General features: G+C 57.7%; 17 protein-coding genes. 5 read left to right on the top strand and 12 right to left on the bottom strand.

Annotated elements, in window-relative coordinates; genetic code table 11:
* Window positions 1-5: 5 nt before the first annotated feature.
* The 8 genes from POF45_RS15410 to tssA form a co-directional block, all read right to left on the bottom strand.
* The gene (locus POF45_RS15410) at window positions 6-443 is read right to left on the bottom strand and encodes a hypothetical protein (protein WP_282316071.1); all 438 of its coding nucleotides are present in this window, start codon (window positions 441-443) and stop codon (window positions 6-8) included.
* Window positions 440-868, bottom strand: a complete 429-nt coding sequence (locus tag POF45_RS15415; protein ID WP_282316072.1) for a hypothetical protein — start codon at window positions 866-868, stop codon at window positions 440-442. The genes POF45_RS15410 and POF45_RS15415 overlap by 4 nt, the downstream gene beginning before the upstream one ends.
* 2 nt (window positions 869-870) lie before the next feature.
* Window positions 871-1,806, bottom strand: a complete 936-nt coding sequence (locus tag POF45_RS15420; protein WP_282316073.1) for a DUF6402 family protein — start codon at window positions 1,804-1,806, stop codon at window positions 871-873.
* A gap of 71 nt (window positions 1,807-1,877) precedes the next feature.
* Window positions 1,878-2,402, bottom strand: a complete 525-nt coding sequence (locus POF45_RS15425) for a PAAR domain-containing protein (protein WP_282316074.1) — start codon at window positions 2,400-2,402, stop codon at window positions 1,878-1,880.
* A 10-nt stretch (window positions 2,403-2,412) separates the two neighbouring features.
* A complete protein-coding gene (tssE, locus tag POF45_RS15430) occupies window positions 2,413-2,820 on the bottom strand; it encodes a type VI secretion system baseplate subunit TssE (protein WP_105342349.1) in 408 nt (135 codons plus the stop codon).
* 13 nt (window positions 2,821-2,833) lie between these two features.
* Window positions 2,834-4,309, bottom strand: a complete 1,476-nt coding sequence (gene tssC / locus POF45_RS15435) for a type VI secretion system contractile sheath large subunit (protein WP_259497639.1) — start codon at window positions 4,307-4,309, stop codon at window positions 2,834-2,836.
* Between the two features lie 28 nt (window positions 4,310-4,337).
* Entirely contained in the window at window positions 4,338-4,841 is a 504-nt protein-coding gene (tssB, locus tag POF45_RS15440; RefSeq protein WP_259497640.1) for a type VI secretion system contractile sheath small subunit, read from the bottom strand.
* Between the two features lie 32 nt (window positions 4,842-4,873).
* On the bottom strand, window positions 4,874-6,430 hold the full coding sequence (tssA, locus tag POF45_RS15445; RefSeq protein WP_282316080.1) for a type VI secretion system protein TssA: 1,557 nt from the start codon (window positions 6,428-6,430) through the stop codon (window positions 4,874-4,876).
* Window positions 6,431-7,213: 783 nt separating this feature from the next.
* On the opposite strand from tssA, the gene POF45_RS15450 reads away from it, so the two are divergent.
* Window positions 7,214-7,666: a DUF2388 domain-containing protein gene (locus tag POF45_RS15450; RefSeq protein ID WP_259497642.1), complete on the top strand. Its 453-nt coding sequence runs from the start codon at window positions 7,214-7,216 to the stop codon at window positions 7,664-7,666.
* A 182-nt stretch (window positions 7,667-7,848) separates the two neighbouring features.
* Here POF45_RS15450 and POF45_RS15455 read toward each other — a convergent pair whose 3' ends face one another.
* From POF45_RS15455 to POF45_RS15465, 3 genes are all read right to left on the bottom strand, one after another.
* Window positions 7,849-8,124 carry an HU family DNA-binding protein gene (locus POF45_RS15455; protein ID WP_003213368.1) on the bottom strand — a complete coding sequence of 92 codons (276 nt, stop codon included), beginning with the start codon at window positions 8,122-8,124 and terminating at the stop codon, window positions 7,849-7,851.
* A 190-nt stretch (window positions 8,125-8,314) separates the two neighbouring features.
* A complete protein-coding gene (locus POF45_RS15460) occupies window positions 8,315-9,463 on the bottom strand; it encodes an NAD(P)/FAD-dependent oxidoreductase (RefSeq protein ID WP_282316081.1) in 1,149 nt (382 codons plus the stop codon).
* A gap of 22 nt (window positions 9,464-9,485) precedes the next feature.
* On the bottom strand, window positions 9,486-9,653 hold the full coding sequence (locus POF45_RS15465) for a rubredoxin (protein ID WP_007954349.1): 168 nt from the start codon (window positions 9,651-9,653) through the stop codon (window positions 9,486-9,488).
* A 200-nt stretch (window positions 9,654-9,853) separates the two neighbouring features.
* Between POF45_RS15465 and POF45_RS15470 the strand changes: the two genes are divergently transcribed.
* Window positions 9,854-10,417, top strand: coding sequence for a chorismate--pyruvate lyase family protein (locus POF45_RS15470; protein WP_259497644.1), 564 nt, complete (start codon window positions 9,854-9,856; stop codon window positions 10,415-10,417).
* Window positions 10,417-11,307, top strand: a complete 891-nt coding sequence (gene ubiA, locus POF45_RS15475; RefSeq protein WP_259497645.1) for a 4-hydroxybenzoate octaprenyltransferase — start codon at window positions 10,417-10,419, stop codon at window positions 11,305-11,307. The genes POF45_RS15470 and ubiA overlap by 1 nt, the downstream gene beginning before the upstream one ends.
* A 107-nt stretch (window positions 11,308-11,414) precedes the next feature.
* Here ubiA and POF45_RS15480 read toward each other — a convergent pair whose 3' ends face one another.
* A complete protein-coding gene (locus POF45_RS15480) occupies window positions 11,415-11,798 on the bottom strand; it encodes a COG4315 family predicted lipoprotein (RefSeq protein WP_259497648.1) in 384 nt (127 codons plus the stop codon).
* Window positions 11,799-11,949: 151 nt separating this feature from the next.
* Between POF45_RS15480 and phoB the strand changes: the two genes are divergently transcribed.
* Together phoB and phoR are read left to right on the top strand one after the other, a co-directional pair.
* A complete protein-coding gene (gene phoB / locus POF45_RS15485; RefSeq protein WP_007896474.1) occupies window positions 11,950-12,639 on the top strand; it encodes a phosphate regulon transcriptional regulator PhoB in 690 nt (229 codons plus the stop codon).
* Between the two features lie 26 nt (window positions 12,640-12,665).
* Window positions 12,666-14,000: a phosphate regulon sensor histidine kinase PhoR gene (gene phoR / locus POF45_RS15490; RefSeq protein ID WP_259497658.1), complete on the top strand. Its 1,335-nt coding sequence runs from the start codon at window positions 12,666-12,668 to the stop codon at window positions 13,998-14,000.
* Window positions 14,001-14,038 lie beyond the last annotated feature (38 nt).

Below are 14,038 nucleotides of genomic sequence, written 5' to 3' on the forward strand. Positions count from 1 at the left end.
GTCAGTCAGTTTTCCAAATGGGTGTAGGGCGTATTACTGATAAATAGATCCAGCCAATGCCACTCCCACTCCGGCATAGCAATATCGAACGAATGTTCTTTTTTATTGAAGTACAACCAATAAACGCCCACAGACTTACCATCTTCAAACAGGCGCATATCTAACGACTGAGTCGAATACAAAGGAGTGCGATAAGCTTTTTCTGGATTCTCGCGGTCAATGACTCGCAGATAGGCCATCCCCCCTAACGTCCAAATCCTACCGACAGGTACATTTTCCAAAATATAACGACCGGAAGTGTCTACGGTGGTGACATTGGCTGGATAGTTGCAAGCTTTATTAACAACAACGATTAATACGATCAAAAAAGCGGCTAAAACGGCAACAACCCGAATAATTTCCTTTCGGTACCCGGAAATGAATCCACCACTAATAAAAGTCATTTATTTTTACTCTCGACTGGCGGCTCAATGCTATAAGGCGTGTTGCTTACAAAGCGATTCAACCAATGCTCTTTCCACTGATCAGCACGAAAAACAAAGTATTTTTTCTCCGTATTGAAGTCGACGGTGGAACTACTGATTTTTCCTGGGATTGTGACGAAACTCATATCCAGTTGCCCAATGGGGTAAAGGGGGCTCCGATATATGAATTTTGGCTCATCTAGGTCAGTCATCCGCAGGTAGGCCAATTCTCCTTCGGAAAAAAATACACGAAGAGGAACTCTTTCCAGGATGTACTGGCGAGAAGCACTTAACTCAATTATGTCTGGGCGACGCTGGGATAGCCCATCCACGAAAATGTAGAAAGCGAGTCCAGCAGAAAGCGGAATTGCGCAAAGGACAAGGAACAGCGGCTTAAAACGCATGATCAACCTGAAATCGCAATGGTGGTTGGAGTAATGTTCTCGTACAAAATGTCCGAGAAGACTCGAAAATCACCGCCCTTGCCATGACACTGTCGGTACTCCACAAAATCACTATTCTGGACCAGGTAAAAGCGCGTGCCTTCCAGTTCTTTGAATATCTCTGCAACGTCCGCAGGGTCCATCACCCCACTTTCCACCATAGCTGTTTCATTGGAGTTGATGCTGACGTTACGTGCAATGGCTTCAGGTGGAATGACAGTGCCATCAAAATTCCAGAAGCCTAAAGGCTGACTAAACCAGTCAGACCCGTCCCCAAAGTCATAGCTATCTTCAACATAAAACCCTAGTCGACTAACCACGAAATCGATTTTCTTGGAAACAATGACAACTTCGCCTTCAGCAATAACTCTCAAATTAAAGTTAGCGAGTGCGCCTCTAAGATCATCCAGCACATCGATTCTGAGCTGACTCATTGTCACGGGCATTGTATTGGAGTAGCCAAACTTCTCAGCCGCGCGCGCCTTTCCTTCAAATTTTATCGGATACTTCCCATCCGGTTTATCCTGATACTCGCGACGTATTGCGGCGCCTATCTGCTTCTGTCCATTTGGGCTATTCCACAACGCCCTCAACTTTACTAAATACTCGTTGGCACGCTCATAAGTAATAAGCCAACTCATTTTAACGATCGAGTCTTCAATGTACTGCTCAGGAACTTCCTTGCGATGTCCCTTGGTTAGGTCATCCATACCACCGTCCGGCGTACTCCATGGCTTGCCGGCGAACCAATGACGCATCAGAGCAGCGGACGTAGGCCATTTCATTTTGTCCATTGCAGCCGGTATGTCAGAAATGCGGAACTTGCGCGTAGCCGTCGCGCACTGGCCAGTTTTATTACTCGCCGGAGTCATGGTTGCAGTCACTGCTGTACCCGCCATCTCAACATCCCTTGCAATAGTAGAAATCGACCACCCTCAGGCATGCAGCGCGCCCGAGCCTCAACGCGTTGTTACGCAATCGCGACCTTCGTTTGTTGCTCAATCACTAACTCAACAGCTTCTGCTGTTGCCGAAAAGACGGTCTGCGTCTTGCCGTCCGCCCCGGTCACGCCATTAATAATTTTTCCGGAAGCGGTTTTAAGCGTGTACTCAACCCCGGCCAACGGTTTCCCCGTGTCCTGACAATTGATCACAAAGTGCTCGTTAAACGGCCACTTGATATCCACCGGCAACGGCGCCACAAACGGCACCGGTGTATGCGAATTCCCGATAATCACCGTCCCGGACCCCGCCGTGACTTTGTTGCCATGCGTTCCCACGGAGCCGACGGTGGCGGCGGCTTTGCCGTTGATCAAAACGGTGGTCGCCAGGTCGCCGACCAGCGCGCCACCACAAGCCGAGGCATCGCCTTGGCGGGCGGCTGGGAGGCCGTCGAAGAAGACGTCGCCGGAACCGGCGGCGATCGGGTTGGTGCCGTGGCCGGGGAGCGGGCAAGCAGTAGGGTCGGTGACGCGAGCTGCGGGTTTGCCGGACATACGAGTCTCCTTAGTTGACCTTTACTTGACCGCTGCCATCCAGGCGCGCGGCGAAACTGACCTGACGCTTGAAACCATCAACTTCCAGCAGGCCTTCGATGCTGAAGGACAGGCGAAGCTGATCGTGATCACGCGGCAGGGAGATGACACGCACGTTGCTCAGGCGCGGTTCGTAGGCTTCGATGAAGCTTTCGATGGCCAGGCGGGCCTGACTCAGGGAGTCGTGCAGGCTCAGGCGCATGTCATTGAGATCAGGTAGCCCGTAGTCGGACAGCGTTTGCACGCTGCCCGCACGGGTGCTGAGCATCTTGGCCAGATGGGCAGCCACGGACGCCATGGCGGAGACCTCGCGGCTCCAGCCGACGCGTTTGTCCGCGTCGCCACCCAGGCGTTCGAAAAGGCTGCCGTATCCAGTCATGAGTTAGCTCCGCTTACTCTTTGTCCAGCTTGCCAACCAGCGACAGGGTGAAATCAGCACCCATGTACTTGAAGTGCGGGCGCACGTTCAGGCTGACGCGGTACCAGCCAGGCTCGCCTTCGACATCGCTGACGATGATCTGGGCAGCGCGCAGTGGACGACGGCCACGAACTTCGGCGCTTGGGTTTTCCTGGTCGGCCACGTACTGGCGAATCCACTTGTTGAGTTCCAGCTCGAGGTCGGTACGTTCTTTCCACGAACCGAGTTGCTCGCGCTGCAGCACTTTCAAGTAGTGAGCCAGGCGGTTGACGATCATCATGTACGGCAGTTGGGTGCCGAGCTTGTAGTTCAGCTCTGCAGCCTTGCCTTCTGCGCTGATGCCGAAGAACTTCGGCTTCTGCACCGAGCTGGCGGAGAAGAACGCCGCGTTGTCGGAGCCTTTGCGCATGGTCAGGGAGATGAAGCCTTCCTCGGCCAGTTCGTATTCACGACGGTCGGAAACCAGAACCTCGGTCGGGATCTTGGTTTCGATTTCGCCCATGCTTTCGAAATGGTGCAACGGCAGGTCTTCAACTGCGCCGCCGCTCTGCGGGCCGATGATGTTCGGGCACCAGCGGAATTTGGCGAAGCTGTCGGTCAGTTTGGTGCCGAACGCGTAGGCGGTGTTGCCCCACAGGTAGTGTTCGTGGCTGTTGGCGACGGTTTCTTTGTACACGAACGATTTGACCGGGTTTTCTTCCGGATCGTACGGGTTACGCAGCAGGAAACGCGGCACGGTCAGGCCAACGTAACGCGAGTCTTCCGACTGGCGGAAGCTCTGCCATTTGGCGAATTGCGGGCCTTCGAAGTGATCTTTCAGATCCTTCAGGTCCGGCAGGCCGGTGAAGCTTTCCAGGCCGAAGAATTTCGGGCCGGCAGCGGCGATGAACGGCGCGTGGGACATGCAGGCTACGCTGGACACGTACTGCATCAGTTTCACGTCCGGCGAGCTTGGGGACATGAAGTAGTTGGCGATGATCGCGCCAACCGGCTGACCACCGAACTGGCCGTATTCAGCGGTGTAGATGTGCTTGTACAGGCCAGCCTGCATCACTTCCGGCGAGTCTTCGAAGTCGTCCAGCAGGTCTTCTTTGGAGACGTTGAGGATTTCGATCTTGATGTTTTCGCGGAAGTTGGTGCGGTCGACCAGCAACTGCAGGCCACGCCACGACGATTCCAGGGCCTGGAAGTCCGGGTGGTGCAGGATTTCGTCCATCTGACGGCTGAGCTTGGCATCGATCTCGGCGATCATGCGGTCAACCATGGCTTTCTTGACCGGCTCGCCGTTGTTCTGCGGCTTGAGCAGCTCTTCGATGAATGCCGAAACACCGCGCTTGGCGATGTCGTAGGCTTCGTCGTCCGGGGTCAGGCGGGTTTCGGCGATGATGCTGTCGAGAATGCTGTACTCGCCGTTCTCGGCGCTCTTTTGCTGTGCTGCGCTAGTGCTCATGGTGTTGGCTTCCTTGGCTGATGGGGACTCAGGCGTCCTGGGCTGCGGCGTTCAGGCCCAGCTCACCCAGTACGCGACCGCGGGATTCGTCGTCGGCGAGAACGCCTTCGATGGCTTTGCGGAACGCAGGCGCGTTACCCAGCGGACCTTTGAGGGCCACCAGCGCGTCGCGCAGCTCCATCAGGGCCTTGAGCTCAGGCACTTGCTCAACCAGGCTGGCCGGGTTGAAGTCCTTCATCGAGTTGACGCGCAGTTTCACGGCCAGTTCTTCAGTGTCGCTTTCTTCCTGAAGACGGTTCGGTACGCTCAGTGTCAGTTGCAGCTCTTGCTTGGCGAGGACTTCGTCGAAAGTCATCTTGTCGATGCTGATCGGCTTGCGATCTTCGACTTTGCGCTCGTCCTTGCGGTGGGTGTAGTCACCGATTGCCAGCAGTTTCAGCGGCAGTTCAATCTCTTCCTGAGCACCGCCGGTGGCGGGTTTGAAGGTGACGTTGATGCGTTCCTTGGGGGCTACCGAGCCTTCTTTGGCCATGGGTTTTCTCCTTGCGGTTGTGGCCCTGGGGCCTATTCGAGTACCACTTCGAGATCGAGGTGGCACAGCCTGCGATAAATCTCTTCCTTGCGTTCACGCACTGCATGGTTCTGCGGTAACAACTCGCAGCAGCTATGCAGCAGATGCAGCACTTCCAGCGCAAGATCGGGCTCCCAGGCGTTCAGGCCTGAGTCCTGTAATGTTTGGTCCAGTGTTTCGAGTTGGGTCTTGGCCAGTTCGTATTTCTTGGCCATGAAGCACAGCCGCGCGAGGGCGAACTGCCAGAAGAATCGCACCCGCCCGCCCTGGGCAGCCTGCAAGCCCTGCTTGAGAACCTGCACGGCGGCCTTGAGGCCGTCCTTGCGCAGAATCGGCAGGACTTCTTCCAGGGCCAGTTCCCAGGCCGGCTGGGTGTCGGCGACTTCGACCTTGCGCGGCGCACTGGCGGTCTGCAGGTGTGGCATGACGCTGGCGCTGATCCAGGCGCGGGTGGCCGGATCGGCAAACGGGGCGCCATCGTGGTAGCGCAGTTCGACAATGCCGGGCAGGCGCTGAATCAAAAGCGCGAAGTGGATCTCCACTTCGCGCATTGCCATCTCGGCGTTCAGCCCCTGCAGGCATTCCCAGACCATTCGCTGGCCATCGAACCAGAACGGTGCCTTCGCCAGGCTCGCCTCCAGTTCCACCAGCAGGTCGGCGTATTTGCCCTGATCGAAGCGATCCTGATAGACCTTGAGCTTGTCCGCCGGCAACCCGCGCAGCACGGTGATCTGCTCGGCATTGCGTTCGGGCACCGCATCAATGGGCAGCCACAGCAGCGTGCGGTTGAGGCGCAGGGCACGCAGGTCAGTGGCTTTTTGCTTGAGCCACCACGCACACAACGGACGAGCACTCTCCTGCTGGGCGCGCAGGGCTTTGTGGGCTTCTTTTTCGTTGTCGATCGGTGCGCCGGGGGTGAACAGCTGCGTCGCGGCCTGCTTGACCTGAGCCACGGCGGCGCCTACCACACCGGGTTCCGGCTGGTTGTCAGCGGCGCGTTGCACCATGTTTTTCAGGCGGCGGGAAATAGGCAGCAACAACGGCGCGTCATCGCCCAAGTGCTCGGTGCAAGCGGCATCGAGACCTTCAAGGTGTTCGACCAGACGGCGGAACAGCGGCAGTTGCTCTTTGATTGCAACGTTTTCGTTCAGCACCTGCTCAAGACGCGGCACCAGCCAGCTGATGGCGGCGGAACGGGTACGGGCCTTGTTGGGGTGAACTTCGGCCCAATGATTTTCCGACAAATGGTGCAGCAAACCGAGGCCGGCCAGCAGTCCCTGAAACGATTCACGTTGGTACAGAGCCCACGTCAACCAAGCGCCGACCCGCAAATCCTTGGACTGGGTACGCAGCAGATTTTCACTGTTTTCGCGGATTTTCAGCCAGTCGATCTGACCGCTTTCGTGCATGGACGAGGCTTTCGCCAGCTCACTTTCCAGGGCCTCGAATTCGCCCGAAAAGCGAACGTCCTCGCCCGCGAAATTCTCTTTGGAAACAGAGGCTTTTGCGAGTTCGAGGTAATGAGCCGAAAGTTTGCTTGAGTAGGACATCCATGACCTTTAAATAGGATTACAGTCAAACGCTTGTTGGAGTTCCAACGGCGCGGGACAGTATCAAAGAGCTGCGAGAATTCTCATCCAATTGAGTCGTGCTCTTTCAATTGCGCGCATCGTAATCACAATGATGGCCACTAGCAAGCATCGGATTAAACAACAAGACGAAGTGTTCGTTGAATTGCGTAGGTGATCGCCCTATATGTGACAGGGGATTCCCTGATCCTGGTTTAATATTTGCGCTTTCGCGCCTCCGCCCCGGAACCATTGAGCCAGAGCCATCCTGAACGCCGCGCCGGCGTCATTGCCGCTCCTCCCTTCAGCAAGGCGCAGAGCATGCCAAGAACAAAAAAGAATAAATGTAGGAAAAGTCCTAAATCTGAAGTTCATCCTTCGACACCTTGTGTCGCGACAACTGGCAATTAAAAAAGTGCCATTAAAATGATGGCTCATCATATTTCAGTTAATCCTTCAAATGCCGTCATGCAAATTCAGTCATGCAGCGCGCAATGGCGTCGAATGACCACTCAATTGTGCGGAACTTACACTATCGCTGGCGTTTGCGAAGGCAACAGCCTGAAACACACCGGGAGCAAAAAACCATCACAGTTATTTTCCCGGCCTCAGGAACACATGTAGGACATGTCTGAATTGTCTCCTTGGTATTGACGTGCCTTTCTCGCTCGGTACTTTGCACAAGCAAAACCCAATGCAGAGTCGATACGGCACATCGCTCATGGCATCGCACTCAGGCTTATAGGGTGTCAGGAGACTCAATCAATGGCTCAGGAACATCTCATCCATCTGGGGGACAAGACCATCTGTGGTAACAAGTTGACTGCTCGGCCCTATAGAAAATCGGCGGTTGCCTTGGGATGCTGCTGGATTGCCCTGTTCACAATCGTATCTAGCGCTTCTGTTCGAGCTGAAGGATGTGTCGGTGTTGGCTGCCTGGCGAAGGGCGGCCCCCTTGAGTTTTCGATGCTGACTGGGTTCGGGCTGCTCTTCACAACGACCGGCCCATTCATTTCGACCTCAGACGCCACTAAAAACGGACCTTCGAAACATTACACCCAGGCGGTGAAGGACGATGCCGCGGCTTATCTCGCTACGGACGGCAATCTCGATGGACCCATGCTTGAATCTGCATGGCGCAAGTACTTGGAGCAGCACGCCAATCTTCAGCCCAGCAAGAAAGAGTTTGCTCACATGGTATTAGCTACCTATGGATGAACAACCAAGCTCCTGGCAATTGAGTGGAATCGTCTAGGCGCAACATCCACTCTGATGTGTCTATCCGGGCATCAGCTTGCCAGCGATGGCGGCAGCGCGCGCCATAAAAAATGGGCACCCAACGCAGTTGGCGTGCCCATTTTTCAATCCTGCTCCCGCTCTACGCAGGAAGTCGGTACGTCTTATGGATTAACACTGTCTTTCAACGATTTGCCCGGCTTGAACGCAACGGTGTTGCTGGCCTTGATTTTCACTGGCTCACCGGTTTGCGGGTTTTTGCCGGTGCGGGCACCGCGGTGGCGTTGCAGGAAAGTACCGAAGCCCACGAGCGTGACGCTGTCCTTGCGGTGCAGAGCGCCGGTGATTTCTTCGAGAACGGCGTTGAGTACGCGGTTGGCTTGCTCTTTGGTGAGATCTGCTTTTTCTGCGATTGCAGCGGCGAGTTCTGGTTTACGCATTAGTGAAGCCCCTTTGACGGTTTTTTGTTGTTATGTCCGTGCTGTTCTCGTTGGAACAGCGCCCAAGGCGCCGCAGGCTCTACTCTGCGGCAGACGGGAGTGAGAATGGCACGCGCTTTGAGGCTGCGCCAGTCTCCCCGCGACCTTTGTCGGGGCAAAAGCGGGGTGATTCCGACAGAACGACCGGTATTTAAGCCAGCAGGGCCGGAAGTTCTTTGTTCAGTGCGAGTTTTTCCATCACCGCCGCGCCTGTCAGGACGTAACCGAGCAATTTGCCGGCATCGTCACGGCATAGCACCTTGATGTCGCCGCCCTGCCCTTCGACCGTCCAGACACCCTCTGCGCCCCGTGGTGGCGGGGAAACCACCAGCGGGCAGACCGGGGTTTTGACGGTGATTGGCATCGGGCCGTAGCTCACCGCCGTCAGGTTGCCGGCCAGTGTTTGCGCCAGCGCTCTCGCACAGCTCATCAGGGGCATGACGTACAGCAGATTCAGCCCATCGACCTCGGCGCAGTCGCCCAGGGCGTAAATATTGGCATGGGACGTTTTCAGGTGACGGTCTACCACTACGCCACGGTTGACCTGCACACCCGCCGCAGCGGCCAGGTCGATACGCGGACGCAGGCCAATGGCCGACACCACCACATCACACGGGATGACCTGGCCATCGGACAGATGCGCTTCCAGGCCGTCAGCCACTCGCTCCAGGCGATTAAGCACCGGCCCGAGGTGGAAGCGCGCGCCCAGGCTTTCCAGCCCGGCCTGAACCGCAGCGGCCGCCGCCGGGTGCAGCAGGGTCGGCATGACTTGTTCGCAAGGCGCCACCAGCTGCACCTCGTAACCCCCCAGGATCAGATCGTTGGCAAACTCGCAGCCAATCAGGCCCGCGCCCAGCAACAGCACCCGGCGCTTGCCCGCTGCCGCTGCCCGAAAACGCGCATAGTCTTCCAGGTCGTTGATCGGGAAGACGGCATCTGCGCCGTCGCCCTGGATCGGCACGCGCACGGTTTCCGCGCCCCAGGCCAGGATCAGGTCGCGGTAGACGACTGACTCTTCGCCAATCCACAGGCGCTTGTGGCCCGGATCGATGCCGCTGATGCGCGTATGGGTGCGCACTTCAGCCTTCAACTGCTCGGCCATGGCGCCGGGTTCGGCCATGCTCAGGCCGTCGGCGTCCTTGTTTTTACCGAAGCCGGTGGACAGCATCGGCTTGGAGTAAGAGCGCCCGTCATCGGCAGTGATCAACAGCAGCGGGGTTTCGCTATCGAGTTTGCGAAATTCCCGCGCCAGGTTGTAGCCAGCCAGCCCGGTCCCGATGATCACGACAGGTGCGTTCATGCCTTACTCCTTTAATGGGTTATCAGTTGATTTCAATCATTTCGAAATCCATCTTGCCTACGCCGCAGTCCGGGCATAGCCAATCTTCCGGTACGTCCTGCCACAGGGTGCCCGGTGCAATGCCGTCATCAGGCCAGCCGTCGGCTTCGTTATAGATCAGGCCACAGACCACACACTGCCACTTTTTCATTCAGGTATTTCCTCAGGATTCAGGCGTTTGCCGGCGCGAACGGTCGATGGGTGGAGCGTTGCCGTTCAGCTCAGGGCGTTTTGTACTGATCGAACCTCGCCGATGCAAGCCTGTTCGGCGCAACGGCATGCAGGATCAATAAAAATCGCGGGGCGACATGGTAAGCTCGCCGCCTCATTTGCTGCCAATAATGACTCATTGTGCAACACACTAAAGCCCCCTGCCCGACTCCTCTCTGGCTGCCACAAAGCCGGCTGGCACCGCTTCCCGACGCGTCTACCCTGGACTGGCTGTTCGACGAAGGCTCTCTGACCCGGCGCCTGACGCGTCTGTCGAATGACGGCTTCAGCGTCACGCCGCTGTTCGAGGGTTGGCAACCGTTACGTGCCGACGAGTGTGCCGCACTGGAACTGGCCGAAGGCAGTGAGGGCTGGGTGCGCGAGGTGTATCTGCGTGGTCACGGCGAAGCCTGGGTGTTTGCCCGCAGTGTTGCCTCGCGCAGTGCGTTGCAGGGCGACGGCTTGCACATGGACGAGCTGGGCAGCCGTTCGCTGGGCGAACTGCTTTTTTGTGATCAGGCGTTCCAGCGTCAGGCCATCGAGGTTTGTCACTATCCGCAAGACTGGCTGCCAACGGAAGTCCGGGCTCCCGAGCTGTGGGGCCGGCGCTCGCGCTTCGACCGGGGCGCATTGAGCGTGCTGGTGGCCGAAATTTTCCTGCCGACCCTGTGGCTCGCCACCCGCGCCCATCCGGAGAACTGCTGATGTACCAGAGCCTGCTCAAATCGCTGAATCGCCTGAACCCGAGGGCCTGGGATTTCATTCAACTGACGCGCATGGACAAGCCGATCGGCATTTACCTGCTGTTGTGGCCGACGCTGTGGGCGCTGTGGATTGCCGGCAAGGGCTCGCCATCGCTGGCCAACATCGTGATTTTTGTCCTCGGCGTGGTGCTGACCCGCGCAGGCGGCTGTGTGATCAACGACTGGGCGGACCGCAAGGTCGACGGCCATGTGAAACGCACCGAGCAGCGGCCACTGGTGAGCGGCAAGATCAGTTCCAAAGAGGCGCTGGTGTTCTTTGCAGTGCTCATGGGCGTGAGTTTTCTGCTGGTGCTGTGTACCAATGCGGCGACTATCTGGCTGTCGCTGGGCGGCCTGGCGCTGGCTTTGAGCTACCCGTTCATGAAGCGCTACACCTATTACCCGCAAGTGGTGCTGGGCGCGGCGTTTTCCTGGGGCATGCCGATGGCGTTTACCGCCGAGACCGGTGACCTGCCGGCAGCGGCCTGGCTGTTGTACATCGCCAACCTGCTGTGGACGGTGGGTTACGACACTTATTACGCCATGACTGACCGCGACGATGACTTGAAGATCGGCGTGAAATCCACGGCAATCCTGTTCGGCGATGCGGACCGGGTGATCATTTTGACGCTGCAGGGGCTGGCGCTGGGTTGCCTGTTGCTGGCCGGGTCGAAATTCCAGCTCGGCGGCTGGTTCCACCTTGGGCTGCTGGCGGCGGCAGGCTGTTTTGCCTGGGAGTTCTGGTACACCCGTGGCAAGGACCGGATGCGTTGTTTCAAGGCGTTCCTGCACAACCACTGGGCCGGGCTGGCGATTTTTGTCGGGATTGTGCTGGATTACGCAATGCGTTGAGGCGCAAAACCTGTGGGAGCGAGCTTGCTCGCGATGCCGGCATTCCATTCAAAATCAATGTTGACTGGTCCACCGCTGTCGCGAGCAAGCGCGCTCCCACAAGGGTATTACTTGGCCTTGGCGACGTGCCACGCGCCATCCATTTTGCCTTCGCCGTTCATGTCACCGGCCTTCTTGTCCATCACGAAGGTGTACAGCGGCTTGCCTTCGTAGGCCCATTGCATCTTGCCGTCGTCACGCTTGACCACGGTCCAGTCGCCCATGGACTTGTCGCCCGCAGTTGCCATCAACGGTGGCCAGTTTGTGGCGCATTTGTCATTACACATGGACTTGCCGCCCGCATCCTTGTCAAAGGTGTACAGGGTCATGCCCTTGTGGTCGGTATACATGCCATCTTTTTCCATCGCCGGGTCGGCCGCAAAGGCCATGGTCGGCAATGCCAGGGCGGCAGTGATCAGCAGGGCTTTGAAAGATTGAGCAATGTGAGTCATGGAAACCTTCTTTTGTGGTTGTCAGGAATCGAACCCGAAGCTTAGACCAGGTTCACGACAATCGCAGGCGCACTAAAATACTGTCACACGACTGCAATAATTCCGTTATCTAATGCGGCGCAAGACAGTTAAATGACAAGAGGATTAAGGCATGGTTGGCAGGAGCATTCTGATCGTCGACGACGAAGCGCCCATTCGCGAAATGATCGCCGTTGCGTTGGAAATGGCCGGCTATGACTGCCTGGAGGCGGAAAACTCCCAGCAGGCGCATGCCATCATCGTCGACCGCAAGCCGGACCTGATCCTGCTGGACTGGATGCTGCCCGGCACTTCCGGCATCGAATTGGCCCGCCGTCTCAAGCGCGACGAGCTGACCGGCGACATCCCGATCATCATGCTCACCGCCAAGGGCGAAGAGGACAACAAGATCCAGGGCCTGGAAGTCGGCGCCGACGACTACATCACCAAACCGTTTTCCCCGCGTGAGCTGGTAGCGCGCCTCAAGGCCGTGCTGCGCCGGGCCGGCCCGACCGATGGCGAAGCGCCGATTGAAGTCGGCGGCCTGCTGCTGGACCCGATCAGCCACCGCGTGACCATCGATGGCAAACCCGCCGAGATGGGCCCGACCGAATACCGCCTGCTGCAATTTTTCATGACTCACCAGGAACGCGCCTACACCCGTGGCCAGTTGCTGGATCAGGTCTGGGGCGGCAATGTCTATGTCGAGGAGCGCACCGTCGACGTGCACATCCGCCGTCTGCGCAAAGCCCTCGGCGATGCCTATGAAAATCTGGTACAAACCGTGCGCGGCACTGGCTACCGGTTTTCCACCAAGGCCTGACCTGACCGCCAGACTCGCTGACAAGGATGCATGTTGACGTGAACCAAAACTGGCATGGCACCCTGATTCGCCACATGCTGCTGCTGGTCACCGCCTGCCTGGTGATCGGCCTGATCAGCGGTTATTACGGCTGGAGCCTCGCCGCAGGCCTGGGCCTGTACCTGGCCTGGACTCTCAAGCAATTGCTGCGCCTGCACGAGTGGCTGCGCCTGCACAAACCCGACGAAGCACCACCTGACGGCTATGGCCTGTGGGGCGAAGTGTTCGACAGCATCTATCACCTGCAACGCCGCGACCAACGAGTGCGCGGGCGCCTGCAAGCGGTGATCGATCGGGTTCAGGAGTCCACCGCCGCACTGAAAGACGCGGTGATCATGCTCGACAGCGACGGCAACCTGGAATGGTGGAACCGTGCTGCCGAGACTCTGCTCGGGCTCAAGACCCCGCAAGACAGCGGTCAGCCAGTGACCAATCTGGTGCGTCATCCGCGCTTCAAGGAATACTTCGAGCAGGAAAGTTACGCCGAACCGCTGGAAATCCCCTCGCCGACCAACGATCGCGTGCGCATTCAGCTGTACCTCACCCGCTACGGCAACAATGAACACCTGATGCTGGTGCGCGACGTCACGCGTATCCATCAGCTGGAACAGATGCGCAAAGACTTCATCGCCAACGTATCGCATGAACTGCGCACACCGCTGACGGTGATCTGCGGCTACCTGGAAACCCTGCTCGATAACGTCGAGGACGTGAACCCGCGCTGGAGCCGAGCCTTGCAGCAGATGCAGCAACAGGGCGGCCGCATGCAAACGCTGCTCAATGACTTGCTGCTGCTGGCCAAACTGGAAGCCACCGATTACCCGTCGGACAACCAGCCGGTGGCCATTGATGGCCTGCTCAAATCGATCAAGGGCGACGCTCGGCAACTGTCCGGGCAGAAAAACCAGCAATTCACCCTGGAAGCCGACCCGACGATCCTGCTCAAAGGCAGCGAAGCCGAATTGCGCAGTGCCTTTTCCAATCTGGTGTTCAACGCCGTGAAGTACACGCCGGCCGAGGGCAATATCCGCATTCGCTGGTGGGGCGACGAGCAAGGCGCACACCTGAGCGTGCAGGATTCCGGGATCGGCATCGACAGCAAACACCTGCCACGCCTGACCGAACGTTTCTACCGCGTCGATTCCAGCCGCAACTCCAACACCGGCGGTACCGGGCTCGGCCTGGCAATCGTCAAACACGTGCTGCTGCGCCATCGTGCACGGATGGAAATCAGTAGCGTGCCGGGCCATGGCAGCACGTTTACCTGCCATTTTGCGCCGGCCCAGGTGACCAAATCCCACGCCATCAGCGCCGCCGACTGATACCGGTCAGCACTGGCCACTAGGCAATCGCACAGTCA

Source organism: Pseudomonas fungipugnans (assembly GCF_029955235.1).
GTDB classification, from domain to species: Bacteria; Pseudomonadota; Gammaproteobacteria; order Pseudomonadales; family Pseudomonadaceae; genus Aquipseudomonas; species Aquipseudomonas fungipugnans.

Excerpts from the sequence above, each read along its gene's own strand:
- POF45_RS15410 (WP_282316071.1), bottom strand. The coding sequence starts at position 443 with ATGACTTTTATTAGTGGTGGATTCATTTCCGGGTACCGAAAGGAAATT.
- POF45_RS15415 (WP_282316072.1), bottom strand. The coding sequence starts at position 868 with ATGCGTTTTAAGCCGCTGTTCCTTGTCCTTTGCGCAATTCCGCTTTCT.
- POF45_RS15420 (WP_282316073.1), bottom strand. The coding sequence starts at position 1,806 with ATGGCGGGTACAGCAGTGACTGCAACCATGACTCCGGCGAGTAATAAA.
- POF45_RS15425 (WP_282316074.1), bottom strand. The coding sequence starts at position 2,402 with ATGTCCGGCAAACCCGCAGCTCGCGTCACCGACCCTACTGCTTGCCCG.
- tssE (WP_105342349.1), bottom strand. The coding sequence starts at position 2,820 with ATGACTGGATACGGCAGCCTTTTCGAACGCCTGGGTGGCGACGCGGAC.
- tssC (WP_259497639.1), bottom strand. The coding sequence starts at position 4,309 with ATGAGCACTAGCGCAGCACAGCAAAAGAGCGCCGAGAACGGCGAGTAC.
- tssB (WP_259497640.1), bottom strand. The coding sequence starts at position 4,841 with ATGGCCAAAGAAGGCTCGGTAGCCCCCAAGGAACGCATCAACGTCACC.
- tssA (WP_282316080.1), bottom strand. The coding sequence starts at position 6,430 with ATGTCCTACTCAAGCAAACTTTCGGCTCATTACCTCGAACTCGCAAAA.
- POF45_RS15450 (WP_259497642.1), top strand. The coding sequence starts at position 7,214 with ATGGCTCAGGAACATCTCATCCATCTGGGGGACAAGACCATCTGTGGT.
- POF45_RS15455 (WP_003213368.1), bottom strand. The coding sequence starts at position 8,124 with ATGCGTAAACCAGAACTCGCCGCTGCAATCGCAGAAAAAGCAGATCTC.
- POF45_RS15460 (WP_282316081.1), bottom strand. The coding sequence starts at position 9,463 with ATGAACGCACCTGTCGTGATCATCGGGACCGGGCTGGCTGGCTACAAC.
- POF45_RS15465 (WP_007954349.1), bottom strand. The coding sequence starts at position 9,653 with ATGAAAAAGTGGCAGTGTGTGGTCTGTGGCCTGATCTATAACGAAGCC.
- ubiA (WP_259497645.1), top strand. The coding sequence starts at position 10,417 with ATGTACCAGAGCCTGCTCAAATCGCTGAATCGCCTGAACCCGAGGGCC.
- POF45_RS15480 (WP_259497648.1), bottom strand. The coding sequence starts at position 11,798 with ATGACTCACATTGCTCAATCTTTCAAAGCCCTGCTGATCACTGCCGCC.
- phoB (WP_007896474.1), top strand. The coding sequence starts at position 11,950 with ATGGTTGGCAGGAGCATTCTGATCGTCGACGACGAAGCGCCCATTCGC.
- phoR (WP_259497658.1), top strand. The coding sequence starts at position 12,666 with ATGCATGTTGACGTGAACCAAAACTGGCATGGCACCCTGATTCGCCAC.